The following is a 25,760-nucleotide window of genomic DNA, read 5'->3' on the forward strand; positions in this document are numbered from 1 at the left end:
AGTATCGTTATGAGGAAGAAAGCCCGAGCACATCGAGCATGGAATAGAGACCCGGCTTCTTGTCGCGCGCCCAGAGCGCCGCCTTGATGGCGCCGCGCGCAAAGATCGAGCGGTCGGCCGCGCTGTGCGACAAGGTGACGATTTCGCCTTCTCCGGCGAAAAGCACGGAATGCTCGCCGATGACGGAGCCGCCGCGCAGCGTCGCAAAACCGATCGTGCCGGCTTCACGGGCGCCGGTATGGCCGTCGCGCACCCGGACCGACTTCGAGGCCAGATCGATGCCGCGCCCCTTTGCCGCAGCCTCGCCGAAGAGAAGGGCGGTGCCGGAAGGCGCATCCACCTTGTGCTTGTGGTGCATTTCCAGGATCTCGATATCCCAGTCATCAGGGTCGAGCGCACGCGCCGCCTGCTCTGCGAGCACGCTGAGCAGATTGACCCCGAGGCTCATATTGCCTGATTTGACGATGCGGGCATGGCGGGCGGCCGCGGCGATCCTGGCGTTGTCATCGGGTAAACAGCCCGTCGTGCCGACGACATGGACGATGCGGGCCTGCGCGGCGAGACCTGAGAATTCCACTGTTGCAGCGGGCGAGGTGAAGTCGAGCACGCCTTCGGCATTGAGAAAGGCGTTGAGCGGATCGTCGCCGATGATGACGCCGGTCGGGCCGAGACCGGCGATCTCGCCGGCATCCTTGCCGACGAAGGGCGAACCGGCGCGCTCGACCGCGGCATGCAGCGTCACGCCGTCGATGGAATGGATGAGCCGGACTAGCGTCTGCCCCATGCGTCCTGCTGCGCCAACCACCACCAGTTTCATCGCAGCATCGCTCATGTCAGTCTCACCAGGTCAGTTTGAATCGGAGGCCGAGGGCCTCTGCAGGTTGTTGAGGCGAGCGTAAAGACCGTCGCTGACCTTCGCAAGCGTCTCGTGATTGCCTTCCTCGACGACACGGCCCTGCTGCATGACGACGATCTTGTCGGCGCGCACCACGGTCGAGAGCCGATGGGCAATGACGACGACAGTGCGTCCGGTCATCGCTTCGTCGAGCGCCTTCTGCACGGCGGCTTCCGATTCGGTGTCGAGGGCGGAGGTCGCCTCGTCGAGAAGCAGGATCGGCGCATTGCGCACCAGGGCGCGTGCGATCGACAGGCGCTGACGCTGGCCGCCCGAAAGCGTCACGCCGTTTTCGCCGACCGGCGTCTCGTAACCCTGCGGCTGTGCCGAGATGAAATCATGCGCATAGGCAAGCCTGGCCGCCTCTTCCACTTCGGCATCGGTCGCCTCCGGCCGGCCATAGCGGATATTGTCGCGGATCGTGCCCTCGAACAGATAGGGCTGCTGCGAGACATAGGCGAGTTGCTGGCGCAGCGACTTCTTGGTGATGTGGGCGATGTCCTGCCCGTCAATCAGAATTTCGCCTTCGCGCGGATCGTAGAAACGCGGAATGAGGCTGATGACGGTGGATTTGCCGGCACCCGAGGGACCGACAAGTGCGGTGGTCGACCCGCCCTCGGCGATGAAGCTCACGCCGCTGAGGACGCTTTCGTTGCCATAGGCGAAGGAAACGTTGCGGAATTCGATCCTCGCCTGCGTCACGGTCAGCGGCCGGGCATCTGGCAGGTCGCGCTGGCGCGGTTCCATGTCGAGCAACTCGTAGATCATCCGCGCATTGACGACGGCGCGCTCCATCTGCACCTGCAGGCGGGCAAGCCGTCGAGCCGGGTCATAGGCAAGCAGCAGCGCCGTGACGAAGGAGAAAAAGGCGCCGGGTGGCACATTAAAGTAGATCGAGCGGTAGGCGGCATAGGCAAGCACGCTGGCGACGGCAAAGCCCGCGAAACTTTCCGTCAGCGGAGACGTGCGCTCGGAAAGCCGGGCAATCCGGTTGGCCCGGCTTTCGGCGCCCTTGATGAGTTTGTTGACCTTGCGCTCCAGTTCTTCTTCCATCGTGAAGGCCTTCACGATGGCGATGCCCTGGATCGTCTCCTGCATCGCGCCGAGCACGTGGCTGTTCAGATGCACGGCCTCGCGGGTCGCCGAGCGCAGCCGCTTCGAAACATAGCGCAGCGCGTAAAGCAGCGGCGGCGCCATGATGAACACGGCAAGGCTGAGCAGCGGATCCTGCAGGATCATCACGGCGAGCAGCGATACGAAGGTCAGCAGATCGCGCACCGTCGAGGTGATTGTCAGGTTGAGCACGTCGCGGATGCCGCTGACGTTCTGGCTCACCTGCGCGGCGATATGGGCCGAGCGCGCCTCGCTGAAGAAGCCGACCGAAAGCGTCATCAGATGCGCATAGAGCCGGCGCTGGTAGCGGGCGACGATATCGTTGCCGACCCTGGAAAGCGCCACCGCCTGGCCGTAGCTCGCAAAACCGCGCAGCACGAAGGCGATGAAGATCGAAAGACAGATGATCCAGACGACGTCGGCGCGGCGGTTAGCGAAGGCCTCGTCGATGATCGCCCGCATGATCCAGGCGGTAAACGCCGTCGAAAGCGCCACCACGATGAGGCAGGCAATCGCAAAGACATAGCCCCAGAGATGGTCGCGGCCGTTTTCAGCGATGATGCGCTTCAGGATACCGGTTACGGTATCGCTGCTAACGCTCTGCGTTCTGCTTTCCGCCGCTTCCAAATAGGATTTCCTGTCTCGGACCAAGCGCCTCGCGAGGGCGACACGCACTTTTGCCGGGGTCTATAAAGAGTTGGGACCGGTTTGGCTAGAGCGCCGCGCGTCCGGATAGGACGCGCCAGGGACGCTCCATTTACTTTGCGCGCCGGGCTAGCGCCGCCAGCGGCGGCCTTCCGTCGAGACGCCGAAATTCGCCGGCATGCGCGCATAGGAGGAAAGCCCGGCAAGCGCTGCTAAGGGATGCGTCACCACATAGGTCGGGATGGTCCGGAGCAATGCCGTATGCGGCGCCTTGTCCTCGAAGGCCATGCGGAATTCCGGCTTTTTCAGCGCCGGGATGATTTTCTGCGAGATGCCGCCGGAGAGATAGACGCCGCCGCGCGCCATGAACACCATCGCCATGTCGCCTGCCACGCGGCCGAGATAGGTGGCAAACAGCGAGACGGTCTCTATGGCCGCCTTGTCGCTGCCGGCAAGCGCGTGAGAGGTGATATCGGCGGGATCCTTCATCGTCGGCTGGATGCCGTCGACAATGCAGATGGCATGGTAGAGGTTGACGAGGCCGCGGCCGCAGAGGATCTGCTCGGCCGAAACGCGGCCTTCGATCGTCTCTATATGCGGAAAGATATCATAGTCGCGCTTGCTGCGCGGTCCGAGATCGACATGGCCGCCTTCGCCGGGAACCGGGATCCAGCTGTGCTGGGCATGCACGAGCCCGCCGACGCCGAGGCCGGTGCCGGGTCCGAGCACGACGCGGGAGGCGATCATGTCGCCGGTAGCGTCGCCGATGCGTTCGCGGTTTTCATCCGACAGGGCGGCGATTGCCAGCGCCTGCGCCTCGAAATCGTTGACGACGAGCACGTCCTCCATGCCGAGGCCCTCGATCATCGTCTTTGGCCGCACCACCCAGTCGCAATTGGTCAGCGGGATCTCGTCGTCGTTGATCGGACCGGCGACGGCGAGGATCGCCGAACGCGGCTGCACGGCCGTCTTGTCGAGCACGCCTTTCTGGATCGCTTCGTCGATCGTGGCGAAATCTGCCGTGCGCACGTTCGGAAACTGCTTCGGCTCGGCATAGGCGTCGGTCAGGATGGAAAAGCGGGCATTGGTGCCGCCGATATCGCCGATCAGGATCGGGAAAGGCAGCGGAGCGGTGCTGTTGTTCGGTTTTGGCATGGCCGGTTCCGTGCTGATCAGGCTTCGAGTGTGGGAAGAAGTTTTATAGCGGTCGCGTGGTTGAGCGCCATCGGAATATCATAGACGATCGCCAGCCGCATCAATGCCTTCACGTCGACATCGTGCGGCATTGGCGTCAAGGGGTCGACGAAGAAGATCAGGGCGTCGACCTCGCCGGTCGAAATCAGCGCGCCGATCTGCTGGTCGCCGCCGAGCGGCCCGCTTTTCAGCCTGGTGACGTCGAGATCGGGGGCGGCGTCGAGCACGCGTCCACCTGTCGTGCCGGTGGCGACGATCTTCCAGCGGGAGAGAATGTCCCTGTTGGCGCGGGCGAAATCCGCCATGTCGTCCTTCTTCTGGTCATGCGCAATCAATGCAAGGCATTTGCCGCCGGCCATCAACCCCTCCGCCCGAGCAATTCAATCGATTTGATGGCTTCTATACCAAGAGTTTGCGATTTGAAAGACAGCGCACCTCGGGCCTTACTCATTGTATCGCCGGCTTGTCGTTCGGAACCGGGCCGACATCGGGCAAAGCGTCGTCGGCGTCGGCGGCAGGTGCTGCTGCCGGCGCGGTGGTGAGCGCGCTGGCGGCGGAAGGTCCGCCATAGGTCGCAGCCTGCATCGAGGCGACGGAAGCAGCATCGAGCACGGCGGCACAGGCCTTGGGCAGATCGGAAACCATCATCTCGCGCGGCGGTTTTGGCGGCTTGGCGCCGGGCTTCGGCGGCTTCGGCGGTGCCCAGGGCGCCGGCGTGAACCACCAGGCGAGCGACTTGTCACAGCCGTCGCCGGCGGCGACAGAGGCCTGCGGTGTGCAGCCCGCAGCACCGGGCGGGCACTTGATGCGGATGTGGAAATGCGAGTCATGGCCGTATTCCGGCCGGAGCTTGCCGAGATTGGTGCGGTCGCCCGTCCAGGTGTCGCACATCTTCTTCTTGATCGCCGGATTGACGAAGATGCGCTCCACCTCGGGATAGCTTGCCGCCAGCATCAGCAGCCGCGCCCGCGATTGCGTCCACACCTTCGGGTCTACGGTCAGAAACTTGTCCTTTTGCAGCATGGTGGTGAAGGGCAGATTCTCGCGCTCCTCGGCCGTCATGCGGCGCGCGGGCATCGGCGTAAACCAGACGTCGGCATCGAGACCGATCTGATGCGAGGCATGACCGTTGAACATCGGCCCGCCGCGTGGCTGCGCAATGTCGCCGACGAGAATGCCCGGCCAGCCGGCATATTTGACCCCATCCTGCGAAAGACGTTCGAGCAGCGCGATCATCGCCGGATTGCCCCAGCGGCGATTGCGCGAAAGCCGCATCGCCTCCCAGGTCGGCCCGTCGGTCGGCAGCGCCACCGCACCCGTCATGCAGCCCTTCGCGTAAAAACCGATCGGCTGCGCCGGTCCTTGCGTCGGCAGGCTGACGGCGCCGAACTGCCCCTTGGCGCTGCCCGGGCTTGGCGTCTTCTGCTCCGCGCCGACGTCGCCAGCGGCAAGGCTTGCGCCGATTGCGCCGGCAAGCGTCAGTTTGCTGATTGTCCTGAAAGCCTGAGCGAAGCCGAAAGCCATACTGTTCCCTTGAGCCGCTGCCGAAGTGATTTGCGATCGAATCTATCGTGAAAAGCGATTTTGGTGAATCGATGTTTTGGCCAGCCGCCATCGAGGGAAGCGGTGACGGATCGCCGCATGCTGCGAAGGCGGCCCGAAGAGGCGACACCCCGACACCAGCCGATGCTCAAAATTTCGCGCGCCCGGCAAAAACCAAACTCTCTCCTGTTTTTCGCCCGTATTTTTCGTATTGTCGAACCCATCAATAATCAGGGGAAAGCGTGAATGGCGGTTCTGTGGTCGAAGATCGGTTTGTTTCTGTCGCTTGCGGGTGCCCTCATCCCGCTCTCGTCCATGGCGGAGGAGCAGGAGTTCCGCATCGGAAGTTCGGTCATCAATGAACTGAAATACCAGCCCGGCTTCACCCATTTCGACTACGTCAACACCAACGCCCCGAAGGGCGGCGACCTGCGCCTCTCGACAACAGGCACTTTCGATACGTTCAATCCGCTGCTGGAAAAGGGTGAAGTGGCGACCGGCTTGGCGCTGGTTTACGACACTCTCATGAAACCCGCCGATGACGAGGTTCTCGCATCCTACGGCCTGCTTGCCGAAGGGCTCTCCTACCCCCCCGATGTCTCCAGCGCGACCTTCCGCCTGCGCAAGGAGGCGAAATGGGCGGACGGCCAGCCCGTAACGCCGGAGGACGTGGTCTTCAGCTTCGACAAATCCAAGGAGCTCAATCCGCTCAACTTCAATTATTACAGCCATGTGGTGAAAGCTGAAAAGACCGGTGATCGCGACGTCACCTTCACCTTCGACGAGAAGAATAACCGCGAGCTTCCGAATATCCTCGGCCAATTGACCATCGTGCCGAAACATTGGTGGGAGGCGCCGGGACCGGATGGCAAGCCGCGCGACATCTCCAAGACGACGCTGGAGCCCGTCATGGGCTCGGGTCCCTACAAGATCGCCGATTTCTCTCCGGGCGCGACCACGCGTTTCGAATTGCGCGATGATTATTGGGGCAAGGACCTCAATGTGAATGTCGGCCAGAACAATTTCCGCAACATCATCTACACCTATTTCGGCGATCGGGATGTCGAGTTCGAGGCCTTCCGTGCCGCCAACGTGGACTATCGCCAGGAAAACCAGGCAAGCCGGTGGGCGACAGCTTACGACTTTCCTGCCGTGAAGGACGGCCGTGTCAAGCGCGAGGAGCCGCCGAACGCGCTGCGCGCAACGGGCATCATGCAGGCTTTTGTACCCAATATGCGGCGCGACCTCTTCAAAGACATCAAGGTGCGCGAGGCATTGAACTATGCCTTCGACTTCGAGGACCTCAACCGTAACCTCGCCTTCAATGCCTTCGAGCGGATCGACAGCTTTTTCTGGAACACCGAACTCGCGTCCTCCGGTCTGCCGCAGGGACGGGAACTGGAAATACTGCAAGGTCTGAAAGACAAGGTTCCGCCGGAGGTGTTCACGACGCCATACACCAATCCCGTTGCCGGTGATCCGCAGAAAATCCGTGACAATCTGCGCAAGTCCATCGCTCTTTTCAAGGAGGCAGGCTGGGAGCTCAAGGGCAATCGCATGGTCAACGTGAAGACCGGTCAGCCGATGAGCTTCGAAATCCTCTTATCCAACCCCTCCTTCGAGCGCTCGGTTCTTCCCTATGCGAACAACCTCAAGAAGATCGGCGTCGATGCCCGTCTGCGCACCGTCGATGCATCGCAATATACCAACCGTGTCAGAAGCTTCGATTACGACATGATCTGGGGCATCTGGGGCGAGACAATGAATCCCGGCAACGAGCAGGCCGACTACTGGGGTTCCCAAGCGGCGAACCAGCCCGGCTCGCGCAACTACGCCGGCATCGCCGATCCTGCCGTCGATGCCTTGGTCCGCATGATCATTTTTGCTCCGAACCGAGACGAGCAGGTCGCGTCGATCAAGGCCATGGATCGCGTCTTGCTAGCCAATCACTATGTTGTGCCGTTGTTTTATTCCAGGACATCGCGCCTTGCCTATTGGAACAGGATCACTCGGCCGACCGAGTTTCCGGCCTATGGCCTGGGTTTCCCGGAAGCCTGGTGGTCCACCTCGGCAAAATGAGTGGGCTTGCAATGCAGAGGCCCTCGGCTCCAAATGGCACGAGCGAATCACGACAAGCCGGCAGGGCCGGCAAGGGAAGGCTGGCGGATTGAGCGGCATGAGACTGGACGGCAGGCAGACAAGAAAAACATTCCCGGAGGCTGAAGGCTGATGGGCGCCTATATCCTTCGCCGCCTGCTTCTAATGATCCCGACCATCGTCGGCATTATGGCGATTTCCTTCATCGTCATTCAGTTCGCCCCCGGCGGTCCCGTCGAGCAGGTGATCGCCCAATTGACCGGTCAGGCCGACAGTGCCGACCAGCGCCTGTCCGGCGGCGGCGATCTTCTCGGCGGCACCGGCAGCGATGAAGGCTCGAAATATCGCGGTGCCCAGGGGCTCGATCCGGAACTGATCGCCAAGCTCGAAAAGCAGTTTGGTTTCGACAAGCCGCCGCTGACCCGTTTTGGCGAGATGATGTGGAATTACATCCGCTTCGATTTCGGCGAGAGTTTCTTCCGCAACACCTCCGTGCTCGAACTCGTCAAAGAAAAGCTGCCGGTGTCGATCTCGCTCGGCATCTGGATCCTGATCTTCTCCTATGCCATCTCCATCCCGCTCGGCATCCGCAAGGCGATCAAGGATGGGTCGACCTTCGACGTCTGGACGTCGGGCGTCATCGTCGTCGGCTATGCTGTCCCGAGCTTCCTCTTCGGCATTCTCCTGATCGTGCTGTTTGCCGGCGGCTCCTTCTACGACTGGTTTCCGCTGCGCGGCCTGGTCTCCGACAATTTCGACCAGCTGGCCTGGTGGCAGAAGCCGCTCGACTATTTCTGGCACCTCACCTTGCCGCTGATCTCGCTTTCCCTGTCGGCCTTTGCGACGACGACGCTTTTGACCAAGAATTCCTTCATCGAGGAGATCAAGAAGCAATATGTCGTCACCGCCCGCGCCAAGGGCCTGAACCAGCGGCAGGTGCTCTATGGCCATGTCTTTCGCAACGCCATGCTGATCATCATTGCCGGTTTTCCCGGCGCCTTTATTTCCGCTTTCTTCACCGGCTCGCTGCTGATCGAAAACATCTTCTCGCTGGATGGCCTCGGCCGTCTCGGCTATCTCTCGGTCATCAACCGGGATTACCCGATCGTCTTCGCCACGCTCTACATCTTCTCGCTGCTCGGCCTCGTCGTCAGCCTGGTTTCCGACCTGATCTACACCTGGATCGATCCGCGCATCGATTTCGAGCGGAGGGATGTCTGATGGACGCCGCCGCAAATCCTGCCGTCGCAACACCCGTCAAGCCGCCGCGCAAGGGCCTGCTCTCGCCGACCAATATCCGCCGCTGGCATAATTTCCGGGCGAACGGCCGCGGTTACTGGTCGCTGTGGTTGTTCATGCTGCTGTTCGTCCTCAGCCTGTTTGCCGAGTTCATCGCCAACGACCGGCCGATCATCGCCTCCTACAAGGGCGAGGTCCTGTTTCCGGTCCTCATCGACTATCCCGAGGAGAAATTCGGCGGCTTCCTGGCCGAAACCGACTATCGTTCCTCGGTCATTGCCGACGAGATCAATGCCAATGGCTGGATGATCTGGCCGCCGATCCGCTATTCCTACCGCTCGGTCAATTCCAACATTCCGCATTCGGCGCCCACGGCCCCCTTCTGGCTGATGACGAAGGAGGAGCGCTGTGCCGGCTACCCGCAAGGGGTGAACGATCCGGATTGCACCCTCGGCAATCTCAACTGGCTCGGCACTGACGACCAGGCGCGCGACGTGCTGGCGCGCGTCATCTACGGCTTCCGCATATCGGTGCTCTTCGGCCTGGTGCTGACCATTTGCTCGGCGATCATCGGCGTGACGGCAGGTGCTGTGCAGGGTTATTTTGGCGGCTGGACCGATCTGCTGTTACAGCGCTTTATCGAGATCTGGTCGTCGATGCCGGTGCTCTACATCCTGCTGATCATCGCCGCACTCCTGCCGCCCGGTTTCTTCGTGCTGCTCGGCATCATGCTGCTCTTCTCCTGGGTCGGCTTCGTCGGCATCGTGCGCGCCGAATTCCTGCGCGCCCGCAATTTCGAATATGTCCGCGCCGCCCGCGCGCTTGGCGTCAACAATCGCACCATCATGTGGCGCCATCTGCTGCCGAACGCCATGGTCGCGACGCTGACCTTCTTGCCCTTCATCCTCTCCGGCTCGATCACCACGCTGACGTCGCTCGATTTCCTCGGCTTCGGCATGCCGCCGGGCTCCCCCTCGCTCGGCGAGATGATCGCGCAGGGCAAGACCAATTTGCAGGCGCCATGGCTCGGGCTGACGGCCTTCTTTGCCATGTCGATCATGCTTTCCCTGCTGATCTTCATCGGCGAAGCCGTGCGCGATGCCTTCGATCCGAGGAAGACGTTTCAATGAGTGATATGCCAGAACCGCTGCTTTCCGTCCGCGATCTCTCGGTTGCCTTTCATCAGGGCGGCGAGACCTCGCTCGCCGTCGATCATATCTCCTTCGATATCGCTAAAGGCGAAGTCGTGGCGCTCGTCGGCGAGTCCGGCTCCGGCAAGTCGGTCTCGGCCAACTCGATTCTGCGGCTTTTGCCTTATCCGTCCGCAAGCCATCCCTCGGGCGAAATCCTCTTCAAGGGCAAGGACCTCCTGAAGGCGTCGGAGCGGGCACTGCGGGAAGTGCGCGGCAACGACATCACCATGATCTTCCAGGAGCCGATGACCTCGCTCAATCCGCTTCATACGATCGAGAAGCAGATCGCCGAGATCCTGGCCTTGCACCAGGGCCTCACCGGCCAGCCGGCGCGCCAGCGCGTTCTGGAATTGCTGAACCAGGTCGGTATCCGCGAGCCGGAGAAGCGATTGAAGGCCTATCCGCACGAACTGTCAGGCGGCCAGCGCCAGCGCGTCATGATCGCCATGGCGCTCGCCAACCGGCCGGAATTGCTGATCGCCGACGAGCCGACCACCGCCCTCGACGTCACCGTGCAGGCGCAGATCCTCGAATTGCTCCGGCAGTTGAAGGCCGTCCACGGCATGTCGATGCTGTTCATCACCCATGATCTCGGCATCGTGCGCAAATTCGCCGATCGCGTCTGCGTCATGACCAAGGGCAAGATCGTCGAAACCGGCACGGTCGAGGACGTCTTCGCCAATCCGAAGCATGAATATACCCGGCACCTTCTCGCCTCCGAGCCGCGGGGCGAACCACCGCTGGCCGATCCCTCGAAACCGATGGTGATGGAAGGGTCGGATATCCGTGTCTGGTTCCCGATCAAATCAGGGCTGATGCGCCGCGTCGTCGATCACGTCAAGGCGGTCGACGGTATCGACCTTTCGCTGCGCGCCGGCCAGACGCTCGGCGTCGTCGGCGAGTCCGGCTCCGGCAAGACCACGCTCGGCCTGGCGCTCACCCGGCTGATTTCCTCAGAAGGACGGATCGCCTTCGTCGGCAAGGATATAGCCGGCTATTCGTTCAGTGAGATGCGGCCGCTGCGCAACCAGCTGCAGGTCGTCTTCCAGGATCCCTACGGATCGCTCAGCCCGCGCATGTCGGTCGGCGATATCGTCGCCGAAGGGCTGAAGGTGCATGAGCGCTCCCTGACATCAGAAGAACGCGACCAGCGCGTCTGCTGGGCGCTGGAGGAGGTGGGTCTGGATCCCCTGACCCGCTGGCGTTATCCGCACGAATTCTCCGGCGGCCAGCGCCAGCGCATCGCCATCGCCCGGGCCATGGTGCTGAAACCGCGCTTCGTCATGCTCGACGAGCCGACCTCCGCGCTCGACATGAGCGTCCAGGCTCAGGTGGTCGATCTCCTTCGCGATCTGCAGAAGAAGCACGACCTCGCCTATCTCTTCATCAGCCACGATCTGAAGGTGGTGAAGGCGCTCGCCAACGACGTCATCGTCATGCGGTTCGGCAAGGTGGTGGAGCAGGGACCATCCTCGGAAATCTTCCGCGCGCCGAAGAATGATTACACCAGGGCGCTGATGGCGGCCGCTTTCAACATCGAGGCGGTGCCGACGCTCGCCGTGCAGCAGTAAAGAAGATCATGTCCGCCCGTCCTCCCGTTCTCGTCGATATCAAGTTCAATCCCGAAGGCGTCGCCCGCGTGCTGAAGACGGCGTTTGCCGACCGGGGCAGCATCAATCTCGCCGATCCGGGCCATCAGGCCCGCGATCTCCGCGCGGTCGAATACGCGCTTCTCTGGAAACCGGATGCCGACCTTTTCGCGCGGGCGCCGAACCTCAAGGTAATCTTTTCGGGAGGCGCCGGCGTCGACCACATCATCGGCATGGCCGGCCTGCCCGAGATCCCGATCGTTCGCTTCGTCGATCGCAGCCTGACGACCCGCATGAGTGAATGGGTTGTCATGCAATGCCTGATGCATCTGCGCGGGCAACACGCCCATGACAACCACCAGCGGCAACGTGAATGGGCCAAGCTGATCGCGCCGGAGGCGGCTGAGGTGACGGTCGGCGTCATGGGCCTCGGCATTCTCGGGCAGGACGCGGTCGCCAAGCTGAGGGTGATGGGTTTTAACGTTATCGGCTGGTCGCGCAGCCGCAAACAGATCGACGGCGTCGAAACTTTCGATGCCAGCGAGTTGGACAACTTCCTCGCAAGGACCGACATCCTCGTCGGCCTGCTGCCGCTGACGCCTGAAACGTCAGGCTTCTATGACGCCGGGCTGTTTGCGAAGCTGCGCCGCAACGGCGCGCTTGGGCAAGCGGTCTTCATCAATGCCGGCCGCGGCAAGAGCCAGGTCGAGGCTGATATCGTTTCCGCCATCCGTGACGGCACCCTCGGCGGCGCATCCCTCGATGTCTTCGAGGCGGAGCCGCTTGCATCAGACAGCCCATTGTGGGACTTGCAGAACGTCTTCCTCACGCCGCACGACGCGGCGGTGTCCGAAGAAAATGCGCTGTTCCGTCATGTCGAGACGCAGATTGCCCGTTTCGAGCGCGGCGAGCCGCTGCAATTCGTGGTCGACCGCGCCGCCGGCTATTGAGCTTTCGGAACCTTCCAGACAGCCACCCGTTTCCTTTGCGGAAATTCTTGCGGCCGGCAAGGCCGGTTAAGACAGCGGAAGGAGACGATGATGGCGCATCAGACGGAAACACGCTGGGAAAAGTCCGATGGCAAGCTTCACAAGGAAGAGCTGATCCCGCCGGTGAAGGCAAGGCAGGGACGCACGGGTTATCGCATTCTGACCGTATTGATCGTCGCGCTGGTGCTTGCCTTCGTTGTTTGGATACCGGTCGAGATTTGGGGAAAGCGCGAAGCGAACGAGGTGGCGCCGCAGCAGCCAGGCCAGCAGCTTCAGTCGCAGCAGCCTGCTCCGCCCGCCGCGCCGGCGCTACAGAACGGCACTGCCGTTCCAACCGAAACGCCGAACACCACGCCGGCCGCTCCGAATGTGGCGCCCGCAACGCCGGCCCGATAATCGTGAGCAAAACCATGTTCACGTCCCGCCGTGACACTGCGGCGGGACGTTTATTGTTTTGTCTGGACTTTAGCCGCCGATTTTTCGATAAGAAGGCACACGAGCCGGTTTCGTGCGCTGGCCCGGAACTTGGCAATACCCGGGAATTTGGCAGCACCTGACCGGAGTGGACAGGGGCAGGAATTTCATGGCCAGGACTGATATCGCAAGACGCGTCTACAATCACGCCTGGAAACTCGATCCGATCATCCGCAGCCTGATCGATACCGACTTCTATAAGCTCCTGATGCTGCAGATGATCTGGAAGCTCTATCCTGACGTGAACGCGTCCTTCACCCTGATTAACCGCACCAAACGGGTGCGTCTCGCCGAGGAGCTCGATGAAGGCGAATTGCGCGAGCAGCTCGATCATGCCCGCACGCTGAGACTCTCCAAGAAGGAGATGATCTGGCTTGCGGGTAACAGCTTCTATGGTCGCGCCCAGATTTTCGAACCGGAATTCCTCGCCTGGCTTTCCAATTTCCAGTTGCCCGAATACGAGCTGTCGAAGAAGGACGGCCAATATGTGCTGGATTTCCACGGATCGTGGAAGGAAACCACCATGTGGGAAATCCCCGCGCTCGCCATCGTCAACGAGCTGCGGTCGCGCTCGGCGATGAAGGCGCTCGGTCCCTTCACCCTCGATGTGCTCTATGCCAGGGCCAAGGCGAAGATGTGGTCGAAGGTCGAGCGGCTGAAGGAATTGCCGGGCTTACGGATCTCCGATTTCGGCACCCGCCGCCGTCACAGTTTCCTCTGGCAGCGCTGGTGCGTCGAGGCACTGAAGGAAGGCATCGGGCCTGCTTTTGCCGGTACCAGCAACGTATTGCTGGCTATGGATTCCGATCTCGAGGCGGTCGGCACCAATGCTCACGAGCTGCCGATGGTGGCCGCCGCCCTTGCCGAAACCGACGAGCAGTTGCGCAACGCGCCCTACAAGATCCTGCGCGACTGGAACAAGCTCTATGGCGGCAACCTTCTGATCGTGCTGCCCGATGCCTTTGGCACCGCCGCCTTCCTGCGCGATGCGCCGGAATGGGTCGCCGACTGGACCGGTTTCCGCCCGGACAGTGCCCCGCCGATCGAAGGCGGCGAGAAGATTATCGACTGGTGGAAGAAGATGGGCCGCGATCCGCGCCAGAAGCTGCTGATCTTCTCCGACGGCCTCGATGTCGACGCCATCATCGATACCTACCGGCATTTTGAAGGCCGCGTGCGCATGAGCTTCGGCTGGGGCACCAACCTGACGAATGATTTTTCCGGCTGCGCGCCGATCGAGATCTCCGGCCTCAACCCGATCTCCGTCGTTTGCAAGGTCAGCGACGCCAACGGCCGGCCGGCGGTGAAGCTCTCCGACAATCCGCAGAAGGCGACTGGCGAACCGGCCGAGGTCGAGCGCTACCTGAAATTCTTCGGCGCCGAGGACAGGATCGATCAGACCGTTCTGGTGTAGGTCTGGGCCAATGTGCCGCCATCCCGGGGCATATTGATGTGCCCCGCCATCGCATCCTCGATCGACCAACCGAAGCGCCAGGCGTCGAACATCGAGTACCATTCCTGAAAATCGGTAATCGGCAGGATATCCGGCTTCGACATCGGATTGTCGGCCAGACTGCGGCCACGCGCACGGTCCCGTGCGCCACGCTCCTGCATCTCAAGCAGATTCTCGAACATCATTACCCCCGTCTTTAACCCGATTTATGCAATCATGCTAATAAAGCATTGTCGAGTCCGGATGCGACAATTCGGGTTTTTCACAGGATTAGCCCCAATTCGTTAGTTCGGGGGACGATTAGGTCGCAACCGGCCCGGGGTCATCTCAATCAGACAAGCAGAGCATGGCGGCGTCCGCGAGCCGCTCATGCGCTTCGTCATCACGCACACAACGAGCACCCGTGACGGGGAGGCTCGACTTCCTGGCTGGGGTCCGCCGCCGAGCCTCCCGGCTGGCCGACCTTGAACAGGCCGGCAGCGCCGACAGGTTGCCGCTTTCCGGCAGGGGCTATCCAACCCAGATGATATCGAGGGTTAACAGCCGGTTAATATCCACCGGCCTCGTCCCGATCTCGCGCAATCCCGCAATGCGTGCTGGCGCTATCCGCTCGGGTTTTCAGGCTGCCAATCTGCGAAACCGGGTTCTGATCCGGTCGAGATAATAATGGCCGGGAGACGGCGCCACCGTCATCGCATGCGCTTCCGAGGAGGGAACGCCTTCGAACAGACGCTCCTCGCCATTCTTGAAACAAATCCTGAGCCGCCCGTCGTCCTGGCTGAAATAGACGGATTTGATGATCTTCGACTTTACCGAAAGTTCTTCCACCTGTTTTACCTCTGTTTTTGATTTTGTCAGACGGTAAACCCAAACGTGCAAAGACGCGGTGAAGCCGCATGGTAAAAAATCAGGAATCTTTCGGCGCTTTGAACCTCGCCGCGCCGCCGGAGCGACGGGTTCGATTAGACGAACGCACGCTTGCGAGCGGGGCATTTCGTTGCTCCGTCCCGACACGTCCAGCACAGGCAAGGCCTGTTTGGGCCATTTGATCGTGAACTCGAAAACAAGATCAAGGCCGATCAGATTTTGCCAATCCGGCGGAAAACGCCGTCAGCAAGGCCTTTCCCTGGCCCCAGTCCTCAAGGCCGCTTTGCCCGTTGATATGGCCAAAAGGACCGATCGCGACAAGACCGCTGCCCCACAGATCCGCTCGCGCATGGGCATGGTCGAGCGTGCCGAAAGGATCATCGGCGCTTGCGATGATCAGAGTGGGGAAGCGTATCTTTTGCGGCGGCGGATCGGCGAATCCGGGCCGCCTGAGGGAATGACGCGGACTGCGGATCCGGGACCGCCACAAGAAATGCTCCGGCAACGGCAAGCGAAGAAGCCTGCTGCCAATGAGCGACCAGCAGACAGGCAAGGCTGTGGGCGACCAGCAGGGGAGGGGTTGCCGATGCGCCGACGGCGCGCTCCAGGGCTGAAATCCAGTCCGCCAGATCGGGTTTTTCCCAATCGGCTGGTTGAAAACGTCGCATTTCCGGGTTCGACTTTTCCCAGCGTGTTTGCCAATGAGCCTCGCCCGAACCGCCAATCCCCGGCAATATGATGATGTCCTTCATGTCTTTTCCTCTGATCGTCCGTGCAGGTGAAAATGATGCATTTTCATTTGCTTCGGAATGAATGATCATCGGAAAACCGCGTCTCTCTCCGATGATTTCAAGGTGATCCCATGGCTTTTCAGGAAAACAATCGGGTACTGCTCGATCCAACCGATATCGCCATTATCGAAGCGATGCAGGAAAATGGCCGCATTGCGATTTCCGAACTCGGTCGAAGGGTCGGGCTCTCTCAGCCGGCAGCATCGGAACGGGTCAAGCGGCTGGAAGACCGCGGCATCATTGTCGGTTACTCCGCCCGTATCGACCCCACCGCTTTGGGAATTGGAATGACGGCTGTGCTTCGCCTGCGCACGACGCATGAGCATATCAAAGCCTGCCTGAAACAGTTCGCGGAGATGCCGCAGGTCATGGAAGTATTGCGCCTCACCGGAGAGGACTGTTTCCTTTTGAAGGTGCTGGTTCCGTCGCCGGGAGAGCTGGAAACGATCGTTGACACGATCGCGCGTTTTGGGGCCGTGACGACATCTCTCGTGTCGCGCAGCGAGAATCCGAAGCCGATTGGACGCGCCTTGCTTCAGCGCCCCTGAGAATATGCGGACGACCGGCTTGTTCCAGCGAAGCGTGCCGCCACAACGCTTCCGCGTCCCGCTCTCGATACGGTTTGAATCAATATTGAAAATGAGGGATATGGCGGACAGGGTGGGATTCGAACCCACGGTACGCTTTCACGTACACACGCGTTCCAGGCGTGCGCCTTAAACCACTCGGCCACCTGTCCTTTTTTGGCGTTCGCGCCCGGATAGGAGCAAATCGTCGGAACGGCGCGATATATACCGATGAATTTTTGTCGATCAACCGAAATCTAACAGTTTTTTGACTTCTTCCGATAAAACTCGCCTCGGCCACTCCATTGTGCTTCACCTCATCGACGACTATGTAATTCTCTAAGGTGGAGAATGGCGCGGCCGGCCGGAATTGTCCGGCATATCGAGCGTCGGAGGAATTGATGCGTTTCCTGTTGCGTCTGGCGAGTCTTGTCGCGCTTGCGGCGGCGGTTATTGCCGGGACCATCGATTCGATCCAGTCGGTTGCGGCGTCCTCCGTGGTGATGACGCCGATCTCCGATGCCTGGCAGGATGTGAGTCCGACAACCCTTACGTCGCTGCAATCCTCCCTTTCCTATTATATCCACCCGCGTTTCTACACCTTGATCTTCCAGTGGCTGATGCTCCAGCCGGCCTTTGCCGTTTTCCTGGTGATCGCGCTGCTTCTGTGGATGATCGGCTACAAGAAGCCGCCGGTGGCCGGTCGCTTCACCGCATAGCAAGGTGGTTTTACCGGCACGATCCGGCGGGAAATCCCGTTGGGCATCGCCAGCTCTTCGACCTCGGTATCTGCCGTCGGATTGGCTAGAAAATCCGCATTCTGATGCAAGGAATGTCCAAAAATCAGCCCCGAAGAGCTGATTTTCGGCAATCGCTGCAAATCTTTACCAGCTGAAAAATTTCTGGTGAATTTTTCCGTGAGCCATGCAAGGATGCGCGCAGCCAGGCCTCCGGGGGGAGGTCGGTGGTTCCGCAGACATGCCCGGAAAGGGCTTGCGGGAGGACCCCTAACGAATAGCAACAACAGGGCTGCACAATGAAAAAATCCCTTCTCACTCTCTTTGCCGTGGCTGCCATGTCGACGACGGCGCTTGCCGCCGATGTCAAGCCGGCGCTGGTTTACGGCACCGGCGGGAAGTTCGATAAGTCCTTTAACGAGGCGGCCTATAACGGTGCCGAGAAGTTCAAGGCCGAGACGGGCATTGCCTATCGCGACTTCGAGCCGACGGGCGACACCCAGGGCGAACAGGCCATCCGCAATTTCGCAAGCCGCGGTTTCAATCCGGTGGTTGCTGTTTCCTTCGCCTGGACTTCGGCCATCGAGAAGGTTGCAGCCGAATTCCCGGATACCAAGTTCATCATCGTTGACTCCGTCGTCGACAAGCCGAACGTCCGCTCGGTTGTCTACAAGGAAGAAGAAGGCTCCTACCTCGTCGGCGTTCTCGCCGGCATGGCGTCGAAGTCAGGCAAGGTCGGCTTCGTCGGCGGCATGGACATTCCGCTGATCCGCAAGTTCGAATGCGGCTACGAGCAGGGCGCACGCTCCGTCAAGGCCGATATCGAAGTCTTCCAGAACATGACCGGCACCACGGGCGCTGCCTGGAACGACCCGGTCCGCGGCGGTGAGCTCACCAAGAACCAGATCGACCAGGGCGCTGACGTCGTTTACGCGGCAGCTGGTGCCACCGGTCTCGGCGTTCTGCAGACGGCCGCCGACAACAAGAAGCTGTCGATCGGCGTCGACTCCAACCAGAACTACCTGCATCCGGGCTCGGTCCTGACCTCGATGGTCAAGCGCGTCGACCTCGCCGTCTACAATGCTTATAACGACACCAAGAACGACAAGTTCACCGGTGGCGTCCAGGCGCTCGGCGTCAAGGAAGACGGTGTTGGCGCGGCGATCGATGAGCACAACAAGTCGCTGATCACGCCGGAAATGCAGGCTGCCGTCGACAAGGCCAAGGCCGACATCATTGCGGGAACCATCAAGGTTCACGATTACACCTCGGACAACGCTTGCCCGAAGTGATCCTCGCCCGAATGTGATCGACGATTGAGATCGGGCGTATGGCGGAGGGGACTTTCGCCATACGCCCTTTTCTTATTTGGAGTCTGCAGTGACAGATAAGCCCGCTATCGAGCTTGTCGGCATCGATAAGAAATTCGGTGCCGTCCACGCCAACAAGGACATCAACCTCACCGTTGCCAAGGGGACGATCCACGGCATCATCGGCGAAAACGGCGCCGGCAAATCGACCTTGATGTCGATCATCTATGGTTTCTACCATGCCGACAGCGGCGAGATCCGCGTCAACGGCAATCCCGTCACCATCCGTGACAGCCAGGCGGCGATCGCCACCGGCATCGGCATGGTGCACCAGCATTTCATGCTGGTCGACAATTTCACGGTGCTCGAGAACATCATGCTTGGCGCCGAAGGCGGCATGTTGCTGGCCAAGGGTGTTGCCTCGGCCCGCGCCGAGCTCAAGCGGCTGGAAACGGAATATGGCCTGGAGGTCGATCCCGACACGCTGATCGAGGAACTCCCGGTCGGCCTGCAGCAGCGTGTCGAGATCCTGAAAGCCATGTATCGCGGCGCCGAGATCCTGATCCTCGACGAGCCCACAGGCGTGTTGACCCCGGCCGAGGCCGATCACCTTTTCCGCATCCTCAAGGTGCTGCGCGATCAGGGCAAGACCATCATCCTCATCACCCACAAGCTGCGCGAGATCATGGCAATCACCGATACGGTCTCGGTCATGCGCCGCGGCGAAATGGTCGCGACCCGCAAGACGTCGGAGACGACGGTGGAGGAACTGGCCGAGCTGATGGTCGGCCGCCGCGTGCTGCTGCGCGTGCAGAAGGGCGAGGCGAACCCGCAAGCCGCCGTGCTGTCCGTCCGCAACCTCACGGTCAAGGATAATCGCGGCGTCACCATGGTCGACAACGTCTCCTTCGACGTGCGCGCCGGTGAGATCGTCGGCATCGCCGGTGTCGCCGGTAATGGCCAGTCCGAATTGCTGGAGGCGATTGCCGGCATCCGCAAGCCGACCTCCGGTGAAATTCTTCTCGACGGTCAGACGATCGACAAGGCCGATCCAGCCCGCCTGCGTGATCTCGGCCTCGCTCATATTCCCGAGGATCGCCACCATATGGGCCTGGTGCTGAAATTCGAGGAATATGAAAATTCCGTGCTCGGCTACCATCGCCGCCCGGCTTACAGCAAAGGCCCGCTGCTCGATCTCGATGCGATCCGCAAGGATGCAATGGAAAAGATCGAAAAATACGATATCCGCCCGCCGAACCCGCGGCTGAAGACGGCGAATTTCTCCGGCGGCAACCAGCAGAAGATCGTCGTTGCCCGTGAGATCGAACGCGATCCGAAGATGCTGATCATTGGCCAGCCGACACGCGGCGTCGATATCGGCGCCATCGAATTCATCCACCGCCGGATTATCGAAATGCGTGACGCGGGCAAGGCGATCCTGCTCGTCTCCGTCGAACTCGATGAAATCCGCTCCCTTTCAGACCGTATCCTTGTCATGTTTGCCGGCCATATCGTCGGCGAGAAGACGCCCGATGCCGGTGAACAGACCCTCGGCCTGATGATGGCCGGCATTGCCGCGTGAGGCCTTTATGAGCACTGCTTCCGTTCCGCTACCAAACTGGATCAATTACGGCCTCATCCCGATTTTGAACCTCGTCGTCGCCTTCCTGATCTCCGGCTTCGTCGTCTGGATAATCGGGGAAAGCCCGCTCGCTGCGCTGTCGCTGCTGATCCAGGGCGCGCTCGGCAATGGCGAAGGCATCGGCTTCACGCTGTATTACGCGACGAGCTTCATCTTCACCGGCCTCTCCGTCGCGGTGGCGATCCATTCCGGCCTCTTCAACATCGGCTCCGAAGGCCAGGCCTATGTCGGCGGCCTCGGCTGCGCGCTGGTGGCGCTGGCGCTCGATCGTTACGTGCCATGGTATGTGACGATGCCGATCGCCGTCGTTGGCGCCGGCCTGTTTGGTGCGGCCTGGGCCTTCATCCCGGCCTTCCTGCAGGCAAAACGCGGCAGCCACATCGTCATTACGACGATCATGTTCAATTATATCGGCGCGACACTGATGGTGTATCTCCTGGTGCATGTGCTGATCGTGCCCGGCAAGATGGCGCCGGAAACCCGCACCTTCCTCGAAGGCGGCCAATTGCCGAAGCTCGGCTGGGTTATGCAGCTGTTCGGCGCCAAGCTGGGGGCTGCCCCGTTCAACGTCTCCTTCATCATTGCGCTCGTTGTCAGCTACCTCGTCTGGTTGCTCGTCTGGCGCACCAAGCTCGGTTTCGAGATGCGCACGCTGGGCGTCAGCCCGACGGCGGCGGCCTATGCCGGCATCCCCTATGCCCGCACCGTGATCATCGCCATGCTGCTCTCCGGAGCGCTTGCCGGCATGATGGCGCTGAACCCCGTCATGGGCTCGTCGGCCCGCCTGCAGGTGGAATTCGTCGGTGGTGCCGGCTTCGTCGGCATCGCCGTCTCGCTGATGGGACGCAACCATCCGCTCGGCATCATCATGGCGGCGATCCTCTTCGGTATTCTCTACCAGGGCGGTGACTGGATTTCCTTCGAAATGCCGAACATCACCCGCGAGATGATCCTCGTCATCCAGGGTCTGGTGATCCTCTTTGCCGGCGCGCTGGAATACATGTTCCGGCCGGCAATGGTGCGCCTCTACCAACAGTTCAAGCGCGGTTAAGGAGCGGGCGATGGATTATTATGACATCTTCATCAGCGTTCTGAGCTCGACCATCCGCCTGTCGATCCCGCTGATCTTCACTGCCCTTGCCGGTCTGTTTTCGGAGCGCGCCGGCATCTTCGATATCGGCCTTGAGGGCAAAATGCTGGGCTCGGCCTTTGCCGCCGCCTGCGTTGCCTATCTCACCGATTCGGCCTGGCTCGGGCTCGGTGCCGGCATCCTTTGTTCGGTGGCGCTGAGCCTGGTGCATGGCTTTGCCTCGATCACCAACCGTGGCAACCAGATCGTCTCCGGTGTCGCGATCAACTTCTTCATCGCCGGCATCACCATCGTGCTTGGGCAGGCCTGGTTTGGCCAGGGCGGACGCACGCCGCAGCTGTCGCCGGAGTCGCGCTTCGCACCGATCATCCTGCCGGGCGCCGATACTGCTCGCAACATACCGATCATCGGCCCGATCTATGCCAATGTCATATCGGGCAACAATGTCCTCACCTACCTCGCCTTCCTCGCCGTGCCGTTTTCCTGGTGGGTGCTTTACCGCACACGTTTCGGCCTGCGGCTACGCGCCGTCGGCGAAAACCCGGGTGCGGTCGATACGGCCGGCATCTCGGTCGCCTGGCTGCGTTACCGCGCCGTCATGTGTGCGGGCATTCTCTGCGGCTTTGCCGGCACCTATCTGGCAATCGCCCAGTCAGCCGCCTTCATCAAGGACATGTCGGCCGGCAAGGGCTACATCGCGCTCGCAGCTCTCGTCTTTGCCAAGTGGAAGCCGGTACCCGTCATGTTTGCCTGCCTGCTCTTCGGCTTCCTCGATGCGCTGGCAAATTTCATGCAGGGAAAGCAGGTGCCGCTGATCGGCGAAGTGCCGGTTCAGGTTTTCCAGGCGCTGCCCTATGTCCTGACCTGCGTCCTGCTTGCCGGCTTCATCGGCGTCGCGACCCCGCCAAAGGCCGGTGGCGTGCCCTATACGAAGGAGCGTTGATATGTCTCACGATCTGTTCGAAGCCGCCCGCGGCGCCATGGTCTTTGCCCATGCGCCCTATTCGAAATTTCCGGTCGGCGCGGCGATCCGCGCCGAGGACGGCAAGGTCTATACCGGCGCCAACATCGAAAACCTCTCCTTTCCGCAAGGATGGTGCGCCGAGCCGACGGCGATCAGCGCCATGATCATGGGTGGCGCGAAGAAGATCGTTGAAATGGCCGTCATTGCCGAGAAGCTGCCGCTCTGCCCGCCCTGCGGCGGCTGCCGCCAGAAGATCTCCGAATTCGCCTCCAAGGGGACGAAGATTTACCTCTGCGATGAAACAGGCGTGAAGAAGACCATGACGATGGAAGAGCTTCTTCCCTTCAGCTTCGAGACTGAACTCGGATGAAGGCGACGGTCAGCCTGCTCGCCGCACTGCTCGGCGGAATCAAGCCGCGCCACGGCATCGTGCTCGGCTCCGGTCTCGGCTCCCTCGTCGGTGAGCTGGACGGCGCCGTCCGTGTTCCCTATCGCGACCTGCCGGGCTTTCCCGTCAGCGCGGTCTCCGGCCATGCAGGCGAAGTCGTCGCCGGCCGCCTCGGCGGCGTGCCTGTCGTCATGCTCTCCGGCCGCGTGCATTATTACGAGAAGGGCGATGCCAACGCCATGCGCCTGCCGATCGAGGTGCTGAAGGCGCTCGGCGTCGAAGCGCTGATCCTGACCAATTCGGCCGGATCGTTGCGTGACGACATGCCGCCCGGTTCGGTGATGCAGATCACCGACCACATCAACTATTCCGGCATGAACCCGCTGATCGGTGAGGAAAGCGATCATCGTTTCGTTGGCATGACCAATGCCTATGACGCCGGACTTGCCGCGGCGATGCAGAGGGCAGCGGCAAAGCTTAAAATCGAGCTGGCGCAGGGTGTCTATATGTGGTTCTCCGGTCCAAGCTTCGAAACGCCGGCGGAAATCCGCATGGCGCGCATCCTTGGCGCCGATGCCGTCGGCATGTCGACGGTGCCCGAGGTGATCATCGCAAGAATGCTGGGTCTGAGGGTTGCCGCCGCCTCCGTTATCACCAACTATGGGGCAGGCATGACCGGCAATGAGCTTAGCCATGAAGAAACCAAGGACATGGCGCCCATCGGCGGCGCCCGTCTCGCCGCGATACTGAAAGACATGATTGCGGCTAGAACAGGATGATTTTAGGCCGGGTCGGCCTAAAATCTGAATCCTGTTCTAAATTATATAGTTAGAGCATGATGTCGTCCGAAAACCGCGCACACTTTTCGGCCTCATGCTCTAGAGGAAGCGAAGATGAATAGCTATTCCAACCGGGAAACGGCGGCTGTCGCCCTTTCTCTTCTCGACCTCACCAATTTGAAGGATGATTGCACCGAGGCGCAGATCGACGCGCTCTGCGCCCGCGCGCAGACGCCCTACGGCAACAGTGCTGCGATCTGCATCTGGCCGCGGTTCGTCGCTCAGGCCCGCAATATCCTTGGCACCGGCCATGCCGTGCGTATCGCGACCGTCGTCAACCTCCCCTCTGGCGATATGGAAGTGGCCGATGTCGCTGCTGAAGCACGCGAGGCGATTGCCGATGGGGCCGATGAGATCGATCTGGTCATTCCCTACCGCAAGCTGCTCGCCGGCAACGAGAAGGCGGTGACCGACATGGTCAAGGCCGTGCGCGCCGAATGCGCCGGCCCCGTTCTTCTGAAGGTCATCATCGAGACTGGCGAGCTGAAGGATGCGGCATTGATCCGCCGTGCCGCCGAACTCGCCATCGAAGCCGGCGCCGATTTCATCAAGACCTCCACTGGCAAGGTCGCCGTCAACGCGACGCTCGAAGCCGCCGATATCATGATCCGCGCTATCCGCGAAAGCGGCCGCAAGGTCGGCTTCAAGCCGGCAGGCGGTATCGGCTCGGTGGCTGATGCCGCACTCTATCTGAGCCTTGCCGAAACCATCATGACACCGGACTGGGCGATGCCGTCGACGTTCCGTTTCGGCGCTTCCGACCTGCTCGACGATATCCTGGCGGTTCTAAGTGGAACACAGTCGGCACCGGCTGCGGCGTCGAGCTACTGAAATGATTCCGCAGGAGATCATTCGGCGTAAGCGCGATGGCGACGAACTCGACGCCGCCGATATCAGGTCCTTCATCGCGGCACTCGCTGCCGGTCGATTGTCGGAAGGCCAGATCGGCGCATTCGCCATGGCCGTCTGGTTCAAGGGCATGTCGCGGGCCGAAATCGTGGCCTTGACGCTGGCGATGGCCGATTCCGGTGACAGGCTGCAATGGGCCGATATCGACCGCCCGATCGCCGACAAACATTCGACCGGCGGCGTCGGCGACAATGTTTCGCTGATGCTGGCGCCGATCGCCGCCGCCTGCGGCCTCGCCGTTCCGATGATCTCCGGACGCGGTCTCGGCCATACCGGCGGCACACTGGATAAGCTCGAATCCATTCCCGGCTATAGGATCACTCCGGACGCCGACCTGTTCCACAAGGTCGTGAAGGAGGCGGGATGCGCCATCATCGGCCAGACCGGCACCTTGGCGCCCGCCGACGGCAGGCTCTATGCCGTGCGCGATGTGACTGCCACCGTCGATTCCATTCCCCTCATCACCGCCTCTATCCTCTCGAAGAAACTTGCGGCCGGGCTCGAGACGCTGGTGCTTGACGTCAAGGTTGGCAACGGCGCCTTCATGGCTGACCGCGGCCAGGCGGAGATCCTGGCGCAGTCGCTGGTCGAGGTGGCCAATGGCGCAGGCGTGAAAACCTCGGCCCTGATCACCGACATGAACCAGCCGCTTGCCGATAGTGCCGGCAATGCCGTCGAGATGCGCAACTGCCTGGATTTCCTGGCAGGCAGGAAAAGAGACACGCGGCTTGATATCGTCGTTCTCGCCTTCGCCGCCGAGATGCTGGTGAAATCAGGCATCGCCGCTTCGCCTGACGAAGCCGAGGGGATGGCGCGTCAGGCCTTGTCATCGGGAAAGGCGGCTGAAGTCTTCGCGCGTATGGTATCGATGCTCGGCGGCCCGTCCGACCTCATCGAAAATCCCGACCGACACCTGGCCAGGGCGCCTGTGGAAAAACCCGTTCCGGCCGCCCGTTCCGGCTGGCTTGCCGCCTGCGATGCGCGCGGTATCGGCGTTAGCGTCATCGATCTCGGCGGCGGAAGACGCCATCCGTCGGATCGGATCGACCATCGCGTCGGCTTTTCCGAACTCCTGCCGCTTGGCACCCGTGTGACCGCGGGCGAACCGATCGCTCTCGTTCATGCCGCTGACGAAGCCGCGGCGGAGAGGGCGGCTGCGGCGCTTGCTATGCACTACCGCATTACTGACGACAAGCCGGAGACGACGCCGGTGATTGCAGGCCTTGTTTGACGC

24 protein-coding genes, 1 tRNA gene and 1 pseudogene are annotated in these 25,760 nt (G+C 61.3%); 17 read left to right on the plus strand and 9 right to left on the minus strand.

What is annotated here, in order from left to right:
- Positions 1–7: 7 nt before the first annotated feature.
- The 5 genes from dapB to mepA form a co-directional block, all read right to left on the minus strand.
- Positions 8–832 carry a 4-hydroxy-tetrahydrodipicolinate reductase gene (gene dapB / locus AC1D2N_RS10195; RefSeq protein WP_130653403.1) on the minus strand — a complete coding sequence of 275 codons (825 nt, stop codon included), beginning with the start codon at positions 830–832 and terminating at the stop codon, positions 8–10.
- A gap of 15 nt (positions 833–847) precedes the next feature.
- Positions 848–2,635, minus strand: a complete 1,788-nt coding sequence (locus AC1D2N_RS10200) for an ABC transporter ATP-binding protein (protein ID WP_028731824.1) — start codon at positions 2,633–2,635, stop codon at positions 848–850.
- 147 nt (positions 2,636–2,782) lie between these two features.
- Positions 2,783–3,808, minus strand: a complete 1,026-nt coding sequence (locus AC1D2N_RS10205) for a glucokinase (RefSeq protein WP_018244313.1) — start codon at positions 3,806–3,808, stop codon at positions 2,783–2,785.
- A gap of 17 nt (positions 3,809–3,825) precedes the next feature.
- Positions 3,826–4,206: a methylglyoxal synthase gene (locus AC1D2N_RS10210; protein WP_003583482.1), complete on the minus strand. Its 381-nt coding sequence runs from the start codon at positions 4,204–4,206 to the stop codon at positions 3,826–3,828.
- Positions 4,207–4,294: 88 nt separating this feature from the next.
- Positions 4,295–5,371, minus strand: coding sequence for a penicillin-insensitive murein endopeptidase (gene mepA / locus AC1D2N_RS10215; protein ID WP_047617558.1), 1,077 nt, complete (start codon positions 5,369–5,371; stop codon positions 4,295–4,297).
- A gap of 264 nt (positions 5,372–5,635) precedes the next feature.
- Between mepA and AC1D2N_RS10220 the strand changes: the two genes are divergently transcribed.
- The 7 genes from AC1D2N_RS10220 to pncB all read left to right on the plus strand — a co-directional run bounded on the left by AC1D2N_RS10220 (position 5,636) and on the right by pncB (position 14,384).
- On the plus strand, positions 5,636–7,468 hold the full coding sequence (locus AC1D2N_RS10220; RefSeq protein WP_130653404.1) for an extracellular solute-binding protein: 1,833 nt from the start codon (positions 5,636–5,638) through the stop codon (positions 7,466–7,468).
- Between the two features lie 150 nt (positions 7,469–7,618).
- Positions 7,619–8,707: a microcin C ABC transporter permease YejB gene (locus AC1D2N_RS10225; protein ID WP_018447986.1), complete on the plus strand. Its 1,089-nt coding sequence runs from the start codon at positions 7,619–7,621 to the stop codon at positions 8,705–8,707.
- The gene (locus tag AC1D2N_RS10230; protein ID WP_018447985.1) at positions 8,707–9,855 is read left to right on the plus strand and encodes an ABC transporter permease; all 1,149 of its coding nucleotides are present in this window, start codon (positions 8,707–8,709) and stop codon (positions 9,853–9,855) included. The genes AC1D2N_RS10225 and AC1D2N_RS10230 overlap by 1 nt, the downstream gene beginning before the upstream one ends.
- Positions 9,852–11,489, plus strand: a complete 1,638-nt coding sequence (locus AC1D2N_RS10235; protein ID WP_130653405.1) for an ABC transporter ATP-binding protein — start codon at positions 9,852–9,854, stop codon at positions 11,487–11,489. Before AC1D2N_RS10230 ends, AC1D2N_RS10235 begins: the two co-directional genes overlap by 4 nt.
- A gap of 8 nt (positions 11,490–11,497) precedes the next feature.
- Positions 11,498–12,457, plus strand: coding sequence for a 2-hydroxyacid dehydrogenase (locus tag AC1D2N_RS10240; protein ID WP_130653406.1), 960 nt, complete (start codon positions 11,498–11,500; stop codon positions 12,455–12,457).
- A gap of 87 nt (positions 12,458–12,544) precedes the next feature.
- On the plus strand, positions 12,545–12,892 hold the full coding sequence (locus AC1D2N_RS10245) for a hypothetical protein (RefSeq protein ID WP_026230918.1): 348 nt from the start codon (positions 12,545–12,547) through the stop codon (positions 12,890–12,892).
- A gap of 187 nt (positions 12,893–13,079) precedes the next feature.
- The gene (gene pncB, locus AC1D2N_RS10250) at positions 13,080–14,384 is read left to right on the plus strand and encodes a nicotinate phosphoribosyltransferase (RefSeq protein ID WP_011650004.1); all 1,305 of its coding nucleotides are present in this window, start codon (positions 13,080–13,082) and stop codon (positions 14,382–14,384) included.
- On the opposite strand, the gene AC1D2N_RS10255 is transcribed toward pncB, so the two are convergent.
- The 3 genes and pseudogenes from AC1D2N_RS10255 to AC1D2N_RS10265 form a co-directional block, all read right to left on the minus strand.
- Positions 14,366–14,605, minus strand: a complete 240-nt coding sequence (locus AC1D2N_RS10255; protein WP_018244322.1) for a CrpP-related protein — start codon at positions 14,603–14,605, stop codon at positions 14,366–14,368. The genes pncB and AC1D2N_RS10255 overlap by 19 nt on opposite strands.
- Positions 14,606–15,041: 436 nt before the next feature.
- A complete protein-coding gene (locus AC1D2N_RS10260) occupies positions 15,042–15,251 on the minus strand; it encodes a KTSC domain-containing protein (RefSeq protein WP_003589248.1) in 210 nt (69 codons plus the stop codon).
- Between the two features lie 241 nt (positions 15,252–15,492).
- A pseudogene (locus AC1D2N_RS10265) lies at positions 15,493–16,111 on the minus strand (RBBP9/YdeN family alpha/beta hydrolase).
- A gap of 41 nt (positions 16,112–16,152) precedes the next feature.
- Between AC1D2N_RS10265 and AC1D2N_RS10270 the strand changes: the two are divergent.
- Complete coding sequence (locus tag AC1D2N_RS10270) at positions 16,153–16,629, plus strand: Lrp/AsnC family transcriptional regulator (RefSeq protein WP_477981211.1); 477 nt, start codon at positions 16,153–16,155, stop codon at positions 16,627–16,629.
- 101 nt (positions 16,630–16,730) lie between these two features.
- Here AC1D2N_RS10270 and AC1D2N_RS10275 read toward each other — a convergent pair.
- Positions 16,731–16,820 (minus strand) — tRNA-Ser (locus AC1D2N_RS10275).
- A 228-nt stretch (positions 16,821–17,048) separates the two neighbouring features.
- On the opposite strand from AC1D2N_RS10275, the gene AC1D2N_RS10280 reads away from it, so the two are divergent.
- The 9 genes from AC1D2N_RS10280 to deoA all read left to right on the plus strand — a co-directional run bounded on the left by AC1D2N_RS10280 (position 17,049) and on the right by deoA (position 25,757).
- Complete coding sequence (locus tag AC1D2N_RS10280; RefSeq protein ID WP_003544459.1) at positions 17,049–17,366, plus strand: hypothetical protein; 318 nt, start codon at positions 17,049–17,051, stop codon at positions 17,364–17,366.
- Positions 17,367–17,683: 317 nt separating this feature from the next.
- Positions 17,684–18,676, plus strand: coding sequence for a BMP family lipoprotein (locus tag AC1D2N_RS10285; RefSeq protein ID WP_018070332.1), 993 nt, complete (start codon positions 17,684–17,686; stop codon positions 18,674–18,676).
- A gap of 88 nt (positions 18,677–18,764) precedes the next feature.
- Positions 18,765–20,276, plus strand: a complete 1,512-nt coding sequence (locus AC1D2N_RS10290) for an ABC transporter ATP-binding protein (RefSeq protein WP_028731817.1) — start codon at positions 18,765–18,767, stop codon at positions 20,274–20,276.
- Between the two features lie 7 nt (positions 20,277–20,283).
- Positions 20,284–21,387 (plus strand): ABC transporter permease, encoded by a 1,104-nt coding sequence (locus AC1D2N_RS10295; RefSeq protein WP_130653407.1) that lies wholly within the window; start codon positions 20,284–20,286, stop codon positions 21,385–21,387.
- A gap of 10 nt (positions 21,388–21,397) precedes the next feature.
- On the plus strand, positions 21,398–22,369 hold the full coding sequence (locus tag AC1D2N_RS10300; RefSeq protein ID WP_130653408.1) for an ABC transporter permease: 972 nt from the start codon (positions 21,398–21,400) through the stop codon (positions 22,367–22,369).
- Position 22,370: 1 nt separating this feature from the next.
- Entirely contained in the window at positions 22,371–22,760 is a 390-nt protein-coding gene (locus AC1D2N_RS10305; protein WP_130653409.1) for a cytidine deaminase, read from the plus strand.
- Positions 22,757–23,557 (plus strand): purine-nucleoside phosphorylase, encoded by an 801-nt coding sequence (locus AC1D2N_RS10310; RefSeq protein ID WP_028731814.1) that lies wholly within the window; start codon positions 22,757–22,759, stop codon positions 23,555–23,557. The genes AC1D2N_RS10305 and AC1D2N_RS10310 overlap by 4 nt, the downstream gene beginning before the upstream one ends.
- A 114-nt stretch (positions 23,558–23,671) precedes the next feature.
- Positions 23,672–24,448, plus strand: coding sequence for a deoxyribose-phosphate aldolase (gene deoC / locus AC1D2N_RS10315; RefSeq protein WP_018447978.1), 777 nt, complete (start codon positions 23,672–23,674; stop codon positions 24,446–24,448).
- Between the two features lies 1 nt (position 24,449).
- Positions 24,450–25,757, plus strand: coding sequence for a thymidine phosphorylase (gene deoA, locus AC1D2N_RS10320; protein ID WP_018244333.1), 1,308 nt, complete (start codon positions 24,450–24,452; stop codon positions 25,755–25,757).
- Positions 25,758–25,760 lie beyond the last annotated feature (3 nt).

Source organism: Rhizobium sp. P1_B8, assembly GCF_056406515.1.